The organism is Massilia endophytica (genome assembly GCF_021165955.1).
GTDB classification, from domain to species: domain Bacteria; phylum Pseudomonadota; class Gammaproteobacteria; order Burkholderiales; family Burkholderiaceae_D; genus Rugamonas; species Rugamonas endophytica.
The window spans coordinates 4,346,315-4,364,765 of record NZ_CP088952.1; the positions used below are offsets into that span (position 1 = coordinate 4,346,315).

General features: G+C 65.1%; 20 protein-coding genes. 6 read left to right on the forward strand and 14 right to left on the reverse strand.

Features of this window, described 5'->3' with window-relative positions; genetic code table 11:
• Nucleotides 1–15: 15 nt before the first annotated feature.
• The 4 genes from LSQ66_RS19905 to LSQ66_RS19920 all read right to left on the reverse strand — a co-directional run bounded on the left by LSQ66_RS19905 (nt 16) and on the right by LSQ66_RS19920 (nt 4,401).
• On the reverse strand, nt 16–1,041 hold the full coding sequence (locus LSQ66_RS19905) for an arginine N-succinyltransferase (RefSeq protein WP_231766919.1): 1,026 nt from the start codon (nt 1,039–1,041) through the stop codon (nt 16–18).
• Nucleotides 1,042–1,107: 66 nt separating this feature from the next.
• Complete coding sequence (locus LSQ66_RS19910; protein ID WP_231766920.1) at nt 1,108–2,352, reverse strand: acetylornithine/succinyldiaminopimelate transaminase; 1,245 nt, start codon at nt 2,350–2,352, stop codon at nt 1,108–1,110.
• A gap of 171 nt (nt 2,353–2,523) precedes the next feature.
• Entirely contained in the window at nt 2,524–3,465 is a 942-nt protein-coding gene (locus LSQ66_RS19915) for a GlxA family transcriptional regulator (RefSeq protein ID WP_231766921.1), read from the reverse strand.
• Between the two features lie 18 nt (nt 3,466–3,483).
• Complete coding sequence (locus tag LSQ66_RS19920) at nt 3,484–4,401, reverse strand: DMT family transporter (RefSeq protein WP_231766922.1); 918 nt, start codon at nt 4,399–4,401, stop codon at nt 3,484–3,486.
• A gap of 83 nt (nt 4,402–4,484) precedes the next feature.
• Between LSQ66_RS19920 and LSQ66_RS19925 the strand changes: the two genes are divergently transcribed.
• The 4 genes from LSQ66_RS19925 (at nt 4,485) to LSQ66_RS19940 (ending at nt 7,115) form a co-directional block, all read left to right on the forward strand.
• The gene (locus LSQ66_RS19925) at nt 4,485–4,919 is read left to right on the forward strand and encodes a MarR family winged helix-turn-helix transcriptional regulator (protein WP_231770162.1); all 435 of its coding nucleotides are present in this window, start codon (nt 4,485–4,487) and stop codon (nt 4,917–4,919) included.
• Between the two features lie 23 nt (nt 4,920–4,942).
• Nucleotides 4,943–5,227 (forward strand): hypothetical protein, encoded by a 285-nt coding sequence (locus tag LSQ66_RS19930; RefSeq protein WP_231766923.1) that lies wholly within the window; start codon nt 4,943–4,945, stop codon nt 5,225–5,227.
• 84 nt (nt 5,228–5,311) lie between these two features.
• Nucleotides 5,312–6,148 (forward strand): HDOD domain-containing protein, encoded by an 837-nt coding sequence (locus LSQ66_RS19935; protein ID WP_231766924.1) that lies wholly within the window; start codon nt 5,312–5,314, stop codon nt 6,146–6,148.
• Nucleotides 6,149–6,200: 52 nt separating this feature from the next.
• Nucleotides 6,201–7,115: an alpha/beta hydrolase gene (locus LSQ66_RS19940; RefSeq protein WP_231766925.1), complete on the forward strand. Its 915-nt coding sequence runs from the start codon at nt 6,201–6,203 to the stop codon at nt 7,113–7,115.
• Here LSQ66_RS19940 and LSQ66_RS24750 read toward each other — a convergent pair.
• From LSQ66_RS24750 to LSQ66_RS19950, 3 genes are all read right to left on the reverse strand, one after another.
• A complete protein-coding gene (locus tag LSQ66_RS24750; protein ID WP_269449107.1) occupies nt 7,108–7,236 on the reverse strand; it encodes a hypothetical protein in 129 nt (42 codons plus the stop codon). The genes LSQ66_RS19940 and LSQ66_RS24750 overlap by 8 nt on opposite strands.
• A gap of 134 nt (nt 7,237–7,370) precedes the next feature.
• Complete coding sequence (locus LSQ66_RS19945; protein ID WP_231766926.1) at nt 7,371–7,988, reverse strand: glutathione S-transferase family protein; 618 nt, start codon at nt 7,986–7,988, stop codon at nt 7,371–7,373.
• A 62-nt stretch (nt 7,989–8,050) separates the two neighbouring features.
• Nucleotides 8,051–8,743 (reverse strand): helix-turn-helix transcriptional regulator, encoded by a 693-nt coding sequence (locus tag LSQ66_RS19950; protein ID WP_231766927.1) that lies wholly within the window; start codon nt 8,741–8,743, stop codon nt 8,051–8,053.
• A 96-nt stretch (nt 8,744–8,839) separates the two neighbouring features.
• Here LSQ66_RS19950 and LSQ66_RS19955 point away from each other — a divergent pair, with 96 nt between their 5' ends.
• A complete protein-coding gene (locus LSQ66_RS19955) occupies nt 8,840–9,346 on the forward strand; it encodes a gluconokinase (RefSeq protein ID WP_231766928.1) in 507 nt (168 codons plus the stop codon).
• A 48-nt stretch (nt 9,347–9,394) separates the two neighbouring features.
• Here the strand turns inward: LSQ66_RS19955 and secF are convergent, their stop codons facing one another.
• From secF to queA, 5 genes are all read right to left on the reverse strand, one after another.
• Complete coding sequence (gene secF / locus LSQ66_RS19960; protein WP_231766929.1) at nt 9,395–10,417, reverse strand: protein translocase subunit SecF; 1,023 nt, start codon at nt 10,415–10,417, stop codon at nt 9,395–9,397.
• 25 nt (nt 10,418–10,442) lie between these two features.
• Nucleotides 10,443–12,302, reverse strand: coding sequence for a protein translocase subunit SecD (gene secD, locus LSQ66_RS19965; RefSeq protein WP_231766930.1), 1,860 nt, complete (start codon nt 12,300–12,302; stop codon nt 10,443–10,445).
• A gap of 64 nt (nt 12,303–12,366) precedes the next feature.
• Nucleotides 12,367–12,645 (reverse strand): preprotein translocase subunit YajC, encoded by a 279-nt coding sequence (yajC, locus tag LSQ66_RS19970; protein WP_231770163.1) that lies wholly within the window; start codon nt 12,643–12,645, stop codon nt 12,367–12,369.
• 149 nt (nt 12,646–12,794) lie between these two features.
• Nucleotides 12,795–13,934 carry a tRNA guanosine(34) transglycosylase Tgt gene (gene tgt, locus LSQ66_RS19975; RefSeq protein ID WP_231766931.1) on the reverse strand — a complete coding sequence of 380 codons (1,140 nt, stop codon included), beginning with the start codon at nt 13,932–13,934 and terminating at the stop codon, nt 12,795–12,797.
• A 15-nt stretch (nt 13,935–13,949) separates the two neighbouring features.
• Complete coding sequence (queA, locus tag LSQ66_RS19980; protein WP_231766932.1) at nt 13,950–14,975, reverse strand: tRNA preQ1(34) S-adenosylmethionine ribosyltransferase-isomerase QueA; 1,026 nt, start codon at nt 14,973–14,975, stop codon at nt 13,950–13,952.
• Between the two features lie 68 nt (nt 14,976–15,043).
• On the opposite strand from queA, the gene recG reads away from it, so the two are divergent.
• Nucleotides 15,044–17,104, forward strand: a complete 2,061-nt coding sequence (gene recG, locus LSQ66_RS19985) for an ATP-dependent DNA helicase RecG (RefSeq protein ID WP_231766933.1) — start codon at nt 15,044–15,046, stop codon at nt 17,102–17,104.
• 1 nt (nt 17,105) lies between these two features.
• On the opposite strand, the gene LSQ66_RS24755 is transcribed toward recG, so the two are convergent.
• Together LSQ66_RS24755 and LSQ66_RS19990 are read right to left on the reverse strand one after the other, a co-directional pair.
• Nucleotides 17,106–17,237 carry a hypothetical protein gene (locus LSQ66_RS24755; RefSeq protein ID WP_269449185.1) on the reverse strand — a complete coding sequence of 44 codons (132 nt, stop codon included), beginning with the start codon at nt 17,235–17,237 and terminating at the stop codon, nt 17,106–17,108.
• A complete protein-coding gene (locus LSQ66_RS19990) occupies nt 17,234–18,451 on the reverse strand; it encodes an MFS transporter (RefSeq protein WP_231766934.1) in 1,218 nt (405 codons plus the stop codon). Before LSQ66_RS19990 ends, LSQ66_RS24755 begins: the two co-directional genes overlap by 4 nt.

Consider the following 18,451-nt stretch of genomic DNA (forward strand, 5'->3'; position numbering starts at 1 on the left):
TAAGTGATTGCGGCATCAGATACGTACACAGGTCACGGCGTCGCCCGGCGACACGCGCAGCAGGTCCTGCACATCGGCGCTCAGGCCTATCGAGTCGCCGCCCTCCAGCGCATGGCCGCGTATGGTCACGGCGCGGAAGTTCTGCCCTGTTCCGGCAGCCACCGCATAGGTGACGTCGCCGCCGCGCGCGGGCACGGCGTTCTCCACGCGCAGTTGCATGGAGGACGTGAAGGTGCGCAGCGAGTGCTTGTGGGCCTGCAGGATCGGGCCGCCGTCGAAGATGTCGATGTATTCGTCGGCCTCGAAGCCTTCGGACGTGAGCAGGTTGAAGGCCAGTTCCCCGGATGGATGGATCTGGCCCATCGCTGCCTGCGCATCGCCCGGCAGCAGCGGCACGTAGACGGGATAGTGGGGCATGAGCTCCACGATCAGGGTGCGGTTACGCGCGCCGCCGATGGTGCGCTCGGCATCCAGGAAATCCATCTTGAAGAACTTGCGGCCCAGCGCGTCCCAGAAGGGCGAGCCGCCCTTTTCGTCCGTGACGCCGGCCAGGGGCACGAAGAAACGGTCGCCGAAGCGCTGCGGCGCGCGCACGGCGAACAGCAGGCGCGAACGGGAAAGCAGCGCCGCCTCGGGACCATGCAGCGCCTCCTCGTCCACGTAGAAGCTGGAGAGCTGGGAATAGGCCGTGAGTTCGGAGCACAGGGTCAGCGCGTGTACGCTGTGGCTGATGTTCAGGTCGCGCGAGACCTGCTGGATCACGTCGTTACGGAAGGAGAAGTAGGTGCCGTTGGAACCGGCGGACGCGAAGATGGCGGCGGTGCCGCAGATCTTGCGCGTGGCCAGGGACTCCAGCACGAACAGGTACGATTCCTCGCTTGGGATATCGACCTGGGCCGAGAACGAGGCAATCGAACGCTCGACTGCCTGCGCGATCTTCTCGCGCGTCTTGGGCAAGGTATGGACACCCGGCATGGTCACTGCGGCGAGCGATTCAAGCGCCGCAATATCCCCAAGTTCTACCGGACGGACTACATACATGGGAACTCCTTGTAATAAGAAACGCCCGGTACGCGGACCGGGCGGACAGGCCGGGAGGCGGGCCGCTTACGCAGCCTTGATCATGCCGTCCAGGGCCAGGCGCAGCAGGCGGTCAGCCTCGGCGATCTGGGCGTCGGTCACGATCAGCGCAGGCGCCAGGCGCACCACGTCGGTGCCTGCGATCAGGATCATCAGGCCTTCGGCTTCGGCGGCGCGCTGGATATCCTTGGAGCGGCCCTTGAAGGGCTCCGCCACCACGAGGCCCAGCAGCAGGCCGGCGCCGCGCACGGCGTGGAACACCTGCGGATAATCCTTCACCAGCTGTTCCAGCTTGGCGATCAGGTTCAGGCTTGCTTCCTTCACGCGCGCCAGGAAGGCGGGCTGGTTGATCGTATTCAGCACGGTCAGGGCCACGGTCGCTGCCAGCGGGTTGCCGCCGTAGGTGGTGCCGTGGGTGCCGACGGCCAGGGTCTTGCCCAGTTCATCGGTGGTCAGCATGGCGGCGACAGGGTAGCCGTTGCCCAGGGCCTTGGCCGAGGTCAGGATGTCCGGAGTCACGCCGTAGCCCATGTAGGCGAAGAGCGAACCGGTACGGCCCATGCCGCACTGGACTTCGTCGAAGATCAGCAGGGCGCCGGTCTTGTCGCACAGGGCGCGCAGCTCCTTCAGGAACTCCGGATTGCCCGGCATGACGCCGCCCTCGCCCTGCACGGGCTCCACGATCACGGCGCACACGTCGTCGGTGATGGCGGCGCGCGCGGCTTCGATGTCGTTGTACGGCAGGTGGTCGATCGACGGCGGCAGCGGCTCGAAGCCTTCGGTGTACTTGGACTGGCCGCCCACGGACACGGTAAACAACGTGCGGCCGTGGAAGGAATTCAGGAAGGACACGATGCGCGACTTGTTCGGGCCGAATTTGGTGTGGGCGTGGCGGCGGGCCAGCTTCAGCGCGGCCTCATTGGCTTCGGCGCCGGAATTGCAGAAGAAGGCGCGGTCGGCGAAAGTCGCTTCCGTGATGGCCAGGCCGAGGCGCAGCACCGGCTCGTTGGTGTAGCCGTTACCGAGGTGCCACAGGGTGTTGGCCTGGCGGGTGAGCGCCTCGATCAGGATGGGGTTGCAGTGGCCGAGGGAAGCGACGGCGATACCGGAGGTGAAATCCAGGTAATGCTTGCCGTTCTGGTCCCACAGATCCAGGCCGGATGCTCGGACTGGAACCATGTTTGCCGGTGCATAAGTCGGCACGAGGACTTCATCGAAAGTCTGCCGGGTGACAGGGCGGGTGGTTACAGACGAATCAAGCTTGGCGTTCATTGGCGAATCCCCATCGAAGTAAGAGGTGAGTAGACATTGTAAGAGGCGCGATCCTAAAACTCTTTTGAATCTGCGACAAGGTTTTTCAAAATTGCCTAAAGGTGACTCGGCGTCCCCGTCTGTCCCCAATTAGGAAATGTTTCTTAATTGGGGACAGACCCCTTTAAGAAATTAGCGGGAGGCGAGCTTGCGCTGGCGTTCTTCGCGGGGGGTGTTGCCGAACAGGGCGCCGAAGGCGGTGGAGAAGTGGGAGCCGGAGCTGAAGCCGCACATGAGGCCCACTTGCACAATGGAATGGTTGGTGTCGCGCAGCAGCTGCCGCGCCCGCTGGAGGCGCAGCTCGAGGTAGTAGCGCGAGGGCAGGCTGCCCAGGTATTGCTTGAAGAGCCGCTCCAGCTGGCGGCGCGACAGGCCCACCAGCCCGGCAATGTCGTCCGTCGACAGGGGCTCTTCGATGTTGGCTTCCATTAGCGTTACCGCCTCGGACAGTTTGGGCTGCAAGGCGCCGAAGCGGGCCTGGAGCGCTACCCGCTGCCGCTCTTCGGGGCCGCGCACGCGCTCGATGCAGAGCGCTTCCTTGACCTCGGCCTGCACTCCGGCGCCCAGCAGGGCTTCGATCAGGGTCAGGCTGAAGTCGATGCTGGCGGCGCCGCCGCAGCAGCTGAGGTGGCGGCCGTCCAGGGCGTAGATATTGGGCGTGAGGATGGCGCGCGAGGTGATGTCTTCCGTTTCCGAGTACAGCGACCACGGCAGGGCGATGCGCACGCCGCCCAGCACGCCCGCCTCGGCGAGCCACAGCACCGCGCCGCCCACCCCGCCCCACCAGTCCGCCGAACGCAGGCGTTCGACCAGGGCGCGGCTGAGCTGGGGAGCCAAAGGCGTCTGCTGCTCGTCCGCCGCCAGCAGGGCGATGTGCCACTGGGTGCTGAGGTCGGCCGCGGCCTGGCTGGGGGTGAGAATGTCGAGCTGGAGGCGCTGGCCCGCCAGGCGCTGGGCCAGCCGCAGGGGCTGCGCCAGGCCGGACCAGCCCAGGCTGTCCGCCTCGCCCGCGTTCACCAGCAGGACATGCAGCGTGGGTTCCTGGGCCAGGCGGGAGAGTTCGTCGAAGGACATGCTTGCGGTGTAAGGCGTTTACTCGGGTGCGAGCGAACTCGGGGGCCGCTCGGGGGTGTTCCATTGGCTCACTATCATACCGGAGATCAGCAGGGCCGCGCCGAGCAGGCCCGTCCAGCCCAGGGTTTCGCCCAGCCAGAAATAGGCAAAAATGGCCGCGCAGCCGGGCTCGAAGGCGTAGATCACGGCCGCCTCGTTGGCCGTGGCATGGCTCTGGCCCCAGGTTTGCAGGGAGATGATGGCGGCCGTGGCCACCACGCCCAGGTAGACGAGGTTCACCGAGTACAGCTTCAGCCCCTGCAGGATGTAGGCCCAGTAGTCGGCCCGGTCCTGGGCCACGTCCACCGGCCCGCGCGGCATTTCGCGCAGCAGTATCCAGAGCCCGGCGAAGACGGCCACCGTCATGATCTGGGCCGCCGTCAGGGTCATGAGCCGCTCGGCCTTGCGCGAGAACACTTCCATCACCTTGATGTAGACGCCGAAGCTCAGGGCCGCCAGCAGGGCCAGCGTGTCGCCGCGCCCCCAGGAGAAGCTGCCTTCCCAGCACAGGGCGAAGAGGCCCGCGACGGCCAGCGCCAGCGCCACCACGATGCGGCGGTCCGGCCATTTGCCCATGGCAATGCCCAGCAGGGGGACGACCAGTACGTTCAGGCCGCAGATGAAGGCGTTGCGGTTGGAGGTGGTGAGGGCCAGGCCTTCCACCTGGCACAGGTAGCAGAAGAAGAGCAGCACCCCGGCCAGGAAGCCATAGTGCAAGTCCTTCCACGCGGCGCGGATGACGAAGGGCAGCAGGAGCAGGCTGGCGATGCCGAAGCGGCTCAGCACGATCCAGTTGGCCGAGAGGTAGCCGGTCATGTCCTTCATGGCCGGGAAGGTGGTGCCCCAGACGATGGTGACGATCAACAGGGCAAGGATACCGCGCGCATGGGAGGGCATAGGGCTTCCGACAGTGTGTTATTTCAACAAGATTACGAATGGTAACCGAATGCGGCGGGAGTGCGCGCTATATAATCCTGCCCATGGGCGAACGCTATCTGAAAAGTATCCGCTTGCTGGCCGAGTGCATGCAGGCTTTCGAACGCCTGTCGGGACAGCATGTGCGTGAGTGTGGGCTGACCCACGCGCAGTTCGATATCATAGCCACGCTGGGAAATACGCCCGGCATGCCGTACAAGGAGCTGGGCGAGCGCACGCTGATCACCAAGGGAACGCTCACCGGCGTGATCGAGCGCCTGGAGGAGAAGGGCCTGGTCGAGCGCGAACGCAGCGCGGACGACAAGCGCTCCTTCTTCATCCGCCTCACGCCCCAGGGGGAGAAACTGTTCGCCCAGGTCTTTCCCTATGTGGTGGCGAAGGGCGCTGAACTGTTTGCTTCCGTCCAGGAAACAGAGTTCGCCGCGCTGGAGCGGGAGCTGTCCCATCTCAAGCAGGTACTGGCCCGGGCCGGCGCCTGATTTCTCTTCACTTTAAGGCAACGATGCTAAAAACTTCACTGATCGAAGGCGTAACGCCAGCCCAGTTCGACAAACAGATTGTCGGCAACCTGCTGCTCGAACACGTGGCGCCGGAGGTGGTGCGCAAGGAAAAGCTGCTGATCGGCGTGCGCAACGAGGAAGGCGATATCTACCGCCTGATCGGGGCCACCAAGCACAACAGCTTCACCAACGCCGTCGAGGAGCTGGAAGACATGGAGCTCGTGGACGAGCTGGCTACCCACGAAGGCACGCACGAAGGCTGCGACGCCATCTTCCGCGAGGCCTGAAGCATTGAGGTTTCCAATCGGCAAGTCCGCGCCCGATTAAGAAAGAAATAATGCCTTTCGGCAATAATTGCTTATAATTTCGGGATGGACCGACTGGATATCTTCAAAGTGCTCATCGCCGAGGCGCAGCGCGGCGAGATGGTGTTCCCTGCCAATGTGAACGCCTCTCTGCGCCTGCAGGAAGCGCTGGCCGACCCCGACTGCCACGTGGATCTCGCCGCGCGCCTCATCGCGGCCGATCCCCTGCTGGCCGCGCGCACGGTGGCGATCGCCAATTCCGTCGCCTACAACCGTTCCGGCACCGAAATCTCCAGCGTACGTTCGGCCGTCCAGCGCCTGGGCGTGCGCACCCTGCAAACCCTGGTCGCCGCCCTGCTCGTGCGCCAGATCGGCAGCCGCATCGAAGATTCCTCCCTGCGCGCCCGCGCCGGGCAGCTGTGGGAGCACACGGCCCATACGGCCGCCCTGGCCCAGGTGATTGCGCGCCGCGTCACCCATGTCGATCCCGATACCGCCATGTTCGCGGGCGTGGTGCATGAGGTGGGCGGCTTCTACCTGCTCTCGCGCGCCGAGGAATTCCCCGGCGTGGCGGACGGCGAGCCGGAAGAGTGGGTCATGCACGGCGAAGTGGAGATCGGCCGCCTGGTGCTGGAGCGCCTGATGGTGCCCGAATCGGTACGGCGCGCCGTGGAGGCCATGTGGACCGGCCTGCGCGCCCTGCCGCCCGAAACGCTGGGCGATACCCTGCTGCTGGCGGACGACCTCGCGCCCGTGGCCTCGCCCCTGCATACGCGCTCCGGCGCCACTTCTCCCCTGGCCGCCCGCACCATCGATTTCGTGGTGGGCGACGGCACCCTGCACGAGATCCTCGCCGAGTCGCGCAGCGACGTGCAGTCCCTGTATGCGGTGCTGATGCTTTAACGCGCGGCCCGCTTGGGCGATAATGGCGCTTTTTGCAAAACGCCACGCTCCCATGCCGATTCTCCGTTTTCTTGCAGGCCTCGCGCTTGCGTGTTCCGCCGCTGCTGCCATCGCCCAGGGCAGCATTGCCCTCGAAGGCGCGCCTTATGTGCTGGACGGGACGGAGGTGCGCACCATCCGCGCCAAGGCCCTGCAGCGCGAATACCAGGTCTTCGTGAGCCTGCCGGCTTCCTACGAGAAGAGCGGCCGCAGCTATCCGGTGGTTTTCGTCACGGACGCCAACTACGCATTTCCGCTCACCCGCGCCATCGCGGCGCGTGCGGGCAACCACGGGCGCCAGATCGAGGAGTTCATCCTGGTCGGCCTGTCCTATGCGCGCGGCGATACCCCGACCTACAGCCGCCGCCGCGACTACACGCCCACGCCCACAGCGGACAAGACCGTGACCTCCGACATGCCGGGCCGCGAACCGAAGTACGGCGAGTCGGAAGGCTACCGCCGCTTCATCATCGACGAGGTGCTGCCCTTCATCGCCCAGCGCTACCGCGCGGACATGGCGCGCAAGACGCTGATGACCCATTCCTACGGCTCCCTGCTGGCGCTGGACATCCTGTTCAACGAGCCGGGCGCCTTCGAGAACTATGTGCTCGGCAGCCCTTCCCTCTGGTTCAACAACAAGGTGATGTTCGAGCGCGAGCGCGCCTATGCGGCGAAGAACCGGGACCTGCGCGCCAACGTGTATTTTGCGGTGGGCGGCTACGAGACCCTGCGCCCGGGCCCGCGCTACAACAAGGACGACGACATGGTGCGCGACATGCGCGCCTTCATGCGCAGCCTGCGCTCGCGGAACTACCCGGGCCTGCGCATGGAGGGAGAGGTGATCCGCGACGAGGACCACCTCACGGTGGCCCCCATCATCATCACCCACGGCCTGCGCTGGGCGCTGCCGGGCAAGGATATCAGGTAAGGCTGCTGCGGCCGCAAGGCGGCTGCGCCGGCCGGTACTTGCAGACCAGGCGCATCGGGCAGGGGCGCTGGCAGGCCGCTGCGCCTTGCTGCACCAGGGGGATGACAGGTGGGTTTTGCATCTTCTCTCCGGACAAAAAAAATGCCCGCTCGAGAGCGGGCCAAGTCCAAAACTAGGGATGTCCTGAAAGAGACGGTTCCATAGTAAGCGCAGGACCTGGCGCGCTCTGTGCGCTAGCTAACATAAAGCAAATAATTACCAGACAGGGTTGGTGTGCTGCCAGACGGGCAGCTGCTGCACCCTGGCGAACCAGCGCTGCACGTTCGGATACTGGGTCACCGGCACGCTGGCGCGCTCGGTGTACATCAGGGGCGCGGCCACCGCGTAATCGGCCATGGTCACCGTATCGCCCACCAGCCATTCGCGGTGGGCCAGGTGGCGGTCCAGTACCTCGGCGAGCGGGGCCAGTTCGGCGCTGCCCCGCGCCAGCTCGGCAGCGTCAGGCCCCGTGCCTTCCACGAACTTCTTCCATACGTTCTCCCAGGTAAAGACGGCAATCGCCGTGGCGAAGTGCTGGCTGGCCCAGAACAGCCAGCGGTTCACGTCCGCCTTGGCCTGAGGGTCTTGCGGGCAGGCGGTCTGGCCCGGCGTCAGCTCGGCCATGTACTGCATGATGGCGCAGGACTCCCACAGCACGAAGTCGCCATGCACCAGCACCGGCACCTTGCCGTTGGGGTTCACTTCGGCCAGGCGGCGGCGGTCGTCCGGGCTTCCCAGGTTGATCTCCGTAAGGTCGAGCTTCAGGCCGAGGTGCAGGGCCGTCATCATGACGCGGCGGGAATTGGACGACAGCGGGTGGTGGTAGAGGTGCATTGCCTTCTCCTTCATGCGTTGTTCGATGCATGAATGCTACCGGCAGGCGATGACAGATTCTGTCAGGAGTCGTCGTGAATGCTTTGCTCTTCGCGCCAGCGGCGCAGCAGCTGGTGGCGCGGCACCGGGTAGCGGTCTGCAAGTGTCTCGGCGGTGACGATGCGGTCGACGCGGAAGTGGCGCGTGGCGTCGCGCAGCTCGCACCACGCGGCGAGCACGCGCCGGCCCTCGAAGAAGGCCAGGGCGAAAGGCCAAACGGTGCGCTCGGACTGGTTGCCCTTCTCGTCGCTGTAGCCCAGGCGCAGCTTGCACTGCCGCCGTATTGCTTCGCGCGCAGGCCGCATGAACACTTCGTTGCTGCTTCCGTTCACGCGCACCGGCACCCACAGGCTGGTGTCGGCCATGTGGTCGCGCAGGTCCTTGGGCGTGGCGGTGGCGATCTTGGCGAGGGCGGACGTGGCGGCGCGCGTGAGGGTCTCGTCGCCTTGCTGGTGCACCCAGCGCGCGCCCAGTACCAGGGCTTCCAGTTCGTCGGCATCGAACATGAGCGGCGGCAGGAAGAAGCCGGTGCGCAGCACATAGCCCACGCCCGCCGAGCCCTCCACCGGCGCGCCCAGTTCGGCCAGCGCCTGGATGTCGCGGTAGATGGTGCGTTCGGACACGCCCAGCCGCTCCGCCAGCACAGCCGCGGTGACCGGACGGCGGTTGCCGCGCAGCGCATCCATCAGCTGAAACAGTCGGCCGGTGCGGCTCATGTCGTTCGCTCCCCAGTGAAGAACGCTAGCTTACCATGACGGCAAGATTGACAGGAGGGCCAGGGCGCGATGAAATGGCTGAAAGGAGGATATTCAATGGACGGACAAGGTGGACAACTCTGGGTGGTGATGGGCGTAAGCGGCTGCGGCAAGAGCTCCATCGGCGCGCTGCTGGCGCAGTCGCTGGGCGCGCGCTTTATCGAAGGCGACAGCTTCCACCTGCCCGCCAGCGTGGCGAAGATGACGGCCGGGATTCCGCTGGATGACGCGGACCGCATGCCCTGGCTGGAATTGCTGCAGCAGGAGATCCGCAAGGCGGCCGACGCGGGCGAAGGCCTGGTGCTGGCCTGCTCCTCGCTCAAGCGGCGCTACCGGGATGTGCTGCGCGCGGGCGCCCCTTCGCTGCGCTTCGCCCATCTCGCAGGCAGCCCGGAAGTCATCGCCGTGCGCATGAGCCAGCGCCCCGGCCACTTCATGCCCACCTCCCTGCTCGAGAGCCAGTTCGCCGTCCTCGAACCCCTGCAGCCGGACGAGGCGGGCCTGAGCCTGGACCTGCTCAAGGAACCCCAGGCGATCGTCGCCGACATCCTGAACGGGCGATAAAAAAGGCCGCGCAGCTTTCGCCGGCGGCCTTTTGCGGGGCGCTGCGTCTTAAACGACGGCGCCGTCCGTTTCGTCCTTTTCCTTGACCGGCTTGATCAGGTCTTCACGCTTCACGCCCAGCCACATGGCCACGGCCGCGGCAACGAACACGGAAGAGTAGATACCGAAGCAGATGCCGATGGTCAGTGCTATGGCGAAGAAGTGCAGCGTCGGGCCGCCCAGGAAGAGCATGGACAGCACCATCATCTGCGTGCAGCCGTGGGTGATGATGGTACGCGAGATGGTGGAGGTGATCGCGTTGTCGATCACTTCGTGCACGCTCATCTTGCGCTGCTTGCGGAAGTTCTCGCGGATACGGTCGAAGATAACCACCGACTCGTTCACCGAGTAGCCCAGCACCGCCAGCACGGCGGCCAGCACCGTCAGCGAGAATTCCCACTGGAAGAAGGCGAAGAAGCCGAGAATGATCACCACGTCGTGCAGGTTTGCCACGATGGCGGCGACCGCGAATTTCCATTCGAAGCGGATGGCCAGGTAGATCATCACGCCAACCACCACCATGACAAGGGCGTTCAGGCCGTTCTGCGCCAGTTCCTCGCCCACCTGCGGGCCGACGAATTCCACCTTCTGCAGCTGCACCGACTCGGCGCCCGCCGCGTCAACGCAGCCCAGCTTGGCGATGTGCTCGCCCTTCGGGGTCACGGTGTCGAACTGCTTCGTGCTGCCCTGTTCGGCCTTGCACAGCGCCTCGAAGACCTTGCGCGAGGTGTCGGCGGTGTTCGAGCCTTCGGCGATCGGCAGGCGGATCATGGCGTCGCGCGCCGTGTCGAAACTGGTGACTTCAGGCTGCTCGTAGCCCAGGCTCTCCAGGGTGTGGCGGATGGCCGGCAGGTTGGCTGCCTTCGGGTACTTCACCTCCATCACCGTGCCGCCCTTGAACTCGATGGACAGGTGCAGACCCTTGTGGACCAGGAAGAACACGGCCGCCACGAAGGTCAACGCCGAAACGACGTTGAACACCAGCGCGTGGCGCATGAACGGAATGTCTTTGTGAATGCGGAAAAATTCCATGTGATTCCTCTATCTTCCCTAGCCGTTACTTGGACTGGCCCGGCACCCAGACGGTGCCGATCGACAGCGATTGCAGTTTCTTCTTGCGGCCGTACCACAGGTTGACCACGCCGCGCGATACGAAGACCGCAGAGAACATCGAGGTCAGGATGCCCAGGCAGTGCACCACAGCGAAGCCGCGCACCGCGCCCGAACCGAAGACCAGCAGCGCCAGGCCCACGATCAGGGTGGTGACGTTCGAGTCCAGGATGGTGGCCCATGCGCGGTCGAAGCCCGCCGCAATGGAGGCCTGCGGGGAGGCGCCTGCGCGCAGCTCCTCGCGGATGCGCTCGTTGATCAGCACGTTGGCGTCGATCGCCATACCCAGGGCCAGCGCGATCGCGGCGATACCCGGCAATGTCAGCGTCGCCTGCATCAGCGACAGCAGCGCCACCAGCAGCAGCAGGTTGACGGCCAGCGCCAGCACGCTGAAGAAGCCGAACATCATGTAGTAGGCGATCATGAAGACCGCGATGGCGGCGAAGCCGTACATGGTGGAGTGCAGGCCCTTGGCCACGTTCTCGGCGCCCAGCTGCGGGCCGATGGTGCGCTCTTCCAGGAAGTCCATCGGCGCGTACAGCGCGCCGGCGCGCAGCAGCAGCGCCAGTTCGGTGGAGTTCTCGATGGTGCCCATGCCGGTGATGCGGAAGCGGCTGCCCAGTTCTTCCTGGATGGTGGCCACGGACAGCACTTCAGGCTTGCCCTTCTCGAACAGCACGATGGCCATGCGCTTGCCCACGTTGCCGCGGGTGGCTTCGCGCATCTTGCGGCCGCCGTCGCCGTTCAGGTCCAGCGACACGGCAGGCTGCTGGTTCTCGTCGAAGGTGGCGGTGGCGCTGGCGATGTAGTCGCCGGTCAGGATCACGTCCTTCGACAGCACGACCGGCACGGCCTTGCCGACCGTGAACAGCTCGGAGTTGAAGGGAATGGCGGCGGAGAGCTCGGTGCCGGGGGTGATGGTTTCGTCCACCAGGCGCACTTCCAGGGTGGCGGTGCGGCCGATGATGGACTTGGCGCGCGCCACGTCCTGCACGCCGGGCAGCTGGACCACGATGCGGTCCGGGCCCTGCTGCTGGATGATCGGTTCGGCCACGCCCAGCTCATTGACGCGCTTGGACAGGGTGGCGATGTTCTGCTTCACGCCGTTGTCCAGGGTGTCCTTGAGGGCGGCGGGCTTCATGGTGGCGACCAGTTTCAGGTCGGCGCCGTCGGCGCTGTCGGCCAGGGCCAGGTCGCTCATCTCGGCCAGCGCGTTGCGCGCGGCCTGGCGGGTGGCATCGTCGCGGAACTTGATCACGATGCTGTCGCCCGAACGCTCGATGCCTGCGTGGCGCACGTTCTTGTCGCGCAGCTGGCTGCGCACGGCGGCCTGGTAGCCCTGGATGCGCTTGTTCAGCGCCGCCTTGGTGTCCACCTGCATCAGGAAGTGCACCCCGCCGCGCAGGTCGAGGCCGAGGTACATCGGCAGCGCGCGCATCTTCTGCATCCACTGCGGGGTGTTCGGCATCAGGTTGACGGTGACGATATAGGTGGGGTCGGACGGGTCGGCGTTCAGGCCCTTCTCCAGCGCCAGGCGCGCCTTGAACTGGTCGTCCGTGGTGGCGAAGCGGGCGCGCACCGAGTGGCTCGCGCCCTCATCCAGGGTCACGCCTTCGTTGGCGATGTTCTCGCGCTTGAGCACCGATTCCACCTGGGCCGCAACGGCCGGGGTGACCTTCACGGTCGATTTGCCGCTGGTGATCTGCAATGCGGGGGATTCGCCGAAGTAGTTGGGCGCCGTGTACAGTGCGCCCAGCACCACCACCACGACGATGACGATATATTTCCAGACAGGATAGCGATTCATATTCTTCAGCGTTCAGTAAAAGCCGGATACATAAACGGGCGGCCATGCCGCCCGTGCCGTCGTATTACAGACCCTTCAGCGTGCCCTTCGGCAGCAGCGTGGTGATGGAAGGCTTCTGCACCCAGATCTCAGTGCCGGCTGCCACTTCCAGCGACACATACACGTCGGTCACCTTGGACACCTTGCCCAGGATGCCGCCGGCGGTCACGACTTCGTCGCCCTTCGCCAGGGCGTCCATCATGGCTTTTTGCTCTTTCGCGCGCTTCTGCTGGGGGCGGATCATGAGGAAATACATGACCACGAACATCAGGATCAGCGGCAGGAAGGTGGACAGGTTGCTCATGGTGGCGGCTTCGGCGCCTTGAGCGTATGCGTTGGAAATGAACACGGGTGACTCCAGTTGTGTTTATAAGTGTTAAAAATTAGCGCTGTATTCTAGCACTCGCCGCAGGCCCCAAGATGGGGCCTATATCACTTTTTGCAAGATCCTGCTTAAACGCCCCGCGCCCGGTCGGAGTGGAACTCCTTTACCCAGTCGGGGAAACGGTCTTCGTCCAGGGCCTCGCGCATCTGGCGCATGATATCCAGGTAGTAGTGCAGGTTGTGGATGGTGTTCAGGCGCGCGCCCAGGATCTCCTGCGCCCGGTGCAGGTGGTGCAGGTAAGCGCGGCTGAAGTTCCGGCAGGCGTAGCAGGAGCAGGTGGGGTCCAGCGGCTCCTTGTCATCCTTATAACGTGCGTTCTTGACCTTGATGTCGCCGAAGCGGGTGAAGATCCAGCCGTTGCGGGCGTTCCGGGTGGGCATGACGCAGTCGAACATGTCCACGCCGTTCGACACGCCCGCCACCAGGTCTTCCGGCGTGCCCACGCCCATCAGGTAGTGCGGCTTGTTGGCGGGAAGGCGCGGGCCGACGTGTTCCAGCACGCGCATCATGTCCTCCTTCGGCTCCCCCACGGAGAGGCCGCCGATGGCCAGGCCGGGGAAATCGATCTTTTCCAGCCCTTCCAGCGATTCGTCGCGCAGCTTCTCGAACATGCCGCCCTGGACGATGCCGAACAGCGCGTTCGGGTTTTCGCCGCGCTTGAATTCGTCCATCGAGCGCTGGGCCCAGCGCAGGGACATGCGCATGGATTTCGCCGCTTCGTCCATGGTAGCGGGGCGGCCGTCGATCTCGTAGGGCGTGCACTCGTCGAACTGCATCACGATGTCCGAATTGAGCACGCGCTGGATCTGCATGGAGATTTCGGGCGAGAGGAACAGCTTGTCCCCGTTGATGGGCGAATTGAAATGCACGCCCTCTTCCGTGATTTTGCGCATTTCGCCCAGGGAGAAGACCTGGAAGCCGCCCGAGTCGGTGAGGATGGGTTTATCCCAGCCCATGAAGCCGTGCAGGCCGCCGAACTTCGACATCACGTCGTTGCCGGGGCGGAGCCACAGGTGGAAGGTATTGCCGAGAATGATCTGGGCGCCGATTTCCTTCAGCTCCAGCGGCGACATGGCCTTCACCGAACCGTAGGTGCCCACGGGCATGAAGATGGGCGTCTGCACCTCGCCGTGGTTCAGCTTCACCGTGCCGCGGCGGGCCTTGGTCTTGCCGGTAGTATCGGTCTTGAGTAGCTTGAATTCCAACATTGTTCGATTCCTAAATCAGGCCCGGTTGGGCGTCGTCAGCAGCATGGCGTCGCCATAGCTGAAGAAGCGGTATTCGCTGGCGATGGCGTGGGCGTAGGCGCCGCGGATCTCTTCGAAACCGGCGAAGGCCGACACCAGCATCAGCAGGGTCGATTTCGGCAGGTGGAAGTTGGTGATCAGGCGCGTCACCGTCTTGAACTGGTAGCCGGGGGTGATGAAGAGGGCCGTATCCGCGCTGCCCGCTTTCAGTTCGCCCGTCTGCGAGGCCGACTCCAGGGCGCGAAGGCTGGTGGTGCCCACGGCCACCACGTCGCGGCCTGCCGCGCGGGCCGTCTTCACCGCATCCACCGTCGCCTGCGGCATGGTGTACCACTCGGTGTGCATCTTGTGCTCGGCCAGGTTCTCGGTGCGCACGGGCTGGAAGGTGCCCGCGCCCACGTGCAGGGTGACATAGGCGAACTGCACACCCTTGGCCTTGAGTTTCTCCAGCAGGGCCTCGTCGAAATGCAGGCCAGCCGTCGGTGCGGCGACAGCGCCCGGCACCTTGCCGAAGACCGTCTGGTAGCGCGTTTCGTCGAATTCGCCCGGCGCGTGCTCGATATAGGGCGGCAGGGGCAGGCGGCCGTACTGCTCGATCAGTTCGAACACGTCGGCGCCGAAGTGCAGGGTGTAGAACTCGCCCGCGCGTTCGCCCACCGTGACGTCGAAAGCCTCGGCCAGGCGGATCTTCACGCCGGGGCCGGGCGACTTCGAGGCGCGCACCTGGGCCAGCACCGTGCGCGTGTCCAGCACGCGCTCCACCAGCACTTCCACCTTGCCGCCGCTGTCCTTCACGCCGAAGAAGCGCGCCTTGAGCACGCGGGTGTCGTTCATCACCAGCAGGTCGCCGGGCTGCAGAAGCTCCAGGATGTCGGTGAACTGGCGGTCGATGAGGTGAGCGCCATCGACCTGCAGCAGGCGGGAAGCGCTGCGGTCAGGCAGAGGAAATTGCGCAATGCGCTCGGGCGGCAAGTTAAAATCGAAGTCGGACAGCGAATACATGGAAACACTACACAAACAATTGGGCGAACCCTCTATTTTACGCCATCTGCCCAAAAACACCGCAAACAATGCCTGAACCGAAGCAAAAGAAGCCCGCAGCCACTGTCGAAAGCAAGCTCGCCAAACTCGGGCTGCGCACGGACATGGACCTGGTGCTGCACCTGCCCATGCGCTACGAGGACGAAACCGAGGTCATGACGATCCAGGAGGCCTGCCTGCGCGGCGGCCAGACTTCGCAGGTGGAGGGCGTGGTGACGAAGAACGAAATCGCCTACAAGCCGCGCCGCCAGCTGCTCGTGCACATCGCGGACGAAACGGGCGACCTCCAGCTGCGCTTCATGAATTTCTACGGCAGCCAGGTCAAGCAGCTTTCCGAAGGCGTTCGTGTGCGGGTTCGCGGAGAGCTGAAGCACGGCTTTTTCGGCGCAGAGATGGTGCATCCCGCCTACAAGGTGGTGAACGAGGGCGCGCCCCTGCCCACGTCGCTCACGCCCGTCTACCCTTCCGGCGAAGGCCTTTCCCAGCTGGTGCTTCGGCGTGCCATTGCCGAGGCGATGAAGCGGGTGAACTGGGAAGACACGGTGCCTGCCGCCGTGGTCTCGCACATGCGCCTGGAAGCTTTCGAGCCCAGCGTGCGCCTGCTGCACTACCCGCCGCAGGACGTGGACGAACATGCGCTGGCCGAGCGCAGCCACCCGGCGTGGACGCGGATGAAGTTCGACGAACTGCTGGCCCAGCAGCTGTCCCTGAAGCGGGCGCAGAAGGCGCGGCGCATGAAAGGCTCGCCTGCCCTGAAGAGCGTTGGCGATCTTTCCTCCGCTTTCCAGGCAGCCCTGCCCTTCAAGCTGACGGGCGCCCAGCAGCGCGTGCTGAAGGAGATCCGCGCCGACATCGGCAAACCTTACCCCATGCAGCGGCTGCTGCAGGGCGATGTGGGCAGCGGCAAGACGGTGGTGGCGGCGCTGGCGGCCGCCCAGGCGATCGACAGCGGCTACCAGGCCGCCCTCATGGCCCCCACGGAAATCCTCGCCGACCAGCATTTCCGCAAGATCGCGGCCTGGCTGGAACCACTGGGTGTGAAGGTGGCCTGGCTGACGGGCAGCCTGAAGAAAAAGGACAAGCTGGCCGCGACCGCGCTGGTGGAATCCGGCGAGGCCCGGCTGGTGATCGGCACCCATGCCCTCATCCAGGATACGGTGCAGTTCCCGAAACTGGGCCTCGTGATCGTGGACGAGCAGCACCGCTTCGGCGTTGGCCAGCGCCTCACTCTGCGCAACAAGGGCAGCGACGGCCTGGTGCCGCACCAGCTCATGATGTCCGCCACGCCGATTCCGCGCACCCTGGCGATGACCTATTACGCCGACCTCGAAGTGTCGGTGATCGACGAACTGCCGCCGGGGCGCACGCCCATCGTCACCCGCGCCATCGACCAGAACCGGCGCGACGAGGTGATAGAGCGCGTGCATGCCGCCGCCCTGGAAGGCCGCCAGGTCTACTGGGTCTGTCCCCTGATCGAGGAATCGGAAGCCCTGCAGCTGCAAACCGCGACCGAAACCTATGAAACCCTCGCCGCCGCCCTGCCCGACCTGCGCGTGGGCCTCGTGCACGGCCGCCTCAAGCCTGCGGAGAAGCAGGTGGTCATGGACGCCTTTGCCGCAGGCGAGGTGCATGTGCTGGTGGCCACCACGGTGATCGAGGTGGGCGTGGACGTGCCGAACGCCTCGCTGATGGTGATCGAGCACGCCGAACGTTTCGGCCTCTCCCAGCTGCACCAGCTGCGGGGCCGCGTGGGGCGCGGCTCGGCGGCCAGCGTCTGCCTGCTGCTGTACCAGAGCCCCCTCGGCCCCATTGCGAAGCAGCGCCTAATGACGATGCGGGAAACGACGGACGGCTTCGAGATCGCCCGGCGGGACCTGGAGATCCGCGGCCCCGGCGAATTCCTCGGCGCGCGCCAGTCCGGCCAGGCCATGCTGCGCTTCGCCGACCTGGAAACCGATGGCTGGCTGGTGGAGCAGGCGCGCGATGTGGCGTCTGCCCTGCTGCAGGAGAACAGCCCTGCCGGCAAGGCCATTGTGGAAGCCCACCTCGAACGCTGGCTGGGCGGACGCGAAGAATTCCTGAAGGTCTGAACTACATGCACATGGCGATGCGGTTCCCGAGATCGAACATGAAATCGGGACGCAGATAAGCCAGGAAGGCCAGCGCCAGCACCACGATGGCGGCCAGCCAGCCGGCCGCGCGGAGCAGGCGCCGTTTCATCATGCCGCCTTCAGCTCCGGCCGCGCGAGAGGACGCTCATCCACCGGCAGGTTGGCCAGCCCGGCCATCACGCCGAGCGCGATGGAGATGCCCCACACCACGTCGTAGCTGCCCTGCAGGTCGAATACGTAGCCGCCCAGCCAGACGCCGAGGAAGCTGCCGATCTGGTGGGAGAAGAAGACCACGCCCGCCAGCATGGACATGTGGCCAAGGCCGAACACGCCCGCGATAATGCCGTTCGTGAGCGGCACGGTGGACAGCCACAGAACGCCCATGGCCGCCGCGAAGAGATAAACGGACATCGGGGACAGGGGCGCCAGCAGGAACAGGCCGATCACGACGGAGCGCGCGAAATAGATGAAGGACAGCAGGTAGCGTTTGGGCAGCTTGCCGCCCAGCTGGCCCGCCATGTAGGAGCCGAAGATGTTGAAGAGGCCAATCAGCGCCAGCGCCATCACCGCCACTTTCGGATCGGCGATGCCCTTGTCCTTCAGGTAGGCGGGCAGGTGCACGCCGATGAAGACCACCTGGAAACCGCACACGAAATAGCCCGCCACCAGCAGCAGGAAGGAGCGGTTGCCCACCGCCTCGCTCATCGCCTCGCGGATGCTCTGGTGGTGGCCGCCCTTCTTCTGCACCGCAGGTTCGCGCAGGCGGAAGGACATGGGCACCATGAGGAAGACGACGATGGCGGCCAGCAGGAAGAAGGCGTTCTGCCAGCCAATGGAGGAGATCATGGTCTGCTCCACAGGCATCATGAGGAACTGGCCGAAGGAGCTCGCCGCGCCCGAGATGCCGAAGGCCCACGAGCGCTTTTCAGGCGGAGCCGAACGGCCGATGATGCCGCTCACCGCGCCAAAGGCGGTACAGGCCAGGCCCAGGCCGATGAAGACGCCGGAGCCGATGATAAAGAGCGTGGGCTGCGTGACCACCGCCATCCAGATCAGGCCTGCCATATAGGCGAAGGCGCCGAGCAGCACGACGCGCATGGTGCCAAAGCGGTCCGCCACCATGCCCGCGAAGGGGCCGAAGGCGCCCCACAGCAGGTTCTGGAGCGCCAGCGCCAGCGAATAGGTTTCGCGCGACCAGCCGTTCGCCTGGGAGATAGGCTGGAGCCAGAAGCCGAAGCCGTGCCGCACGCCCATGGCCAGAGTAAGGATCACGCCTGTCGCGAGCAGGACGGTCTTGAGATCGGGAGCGCGTTGGGCAGTGAACAT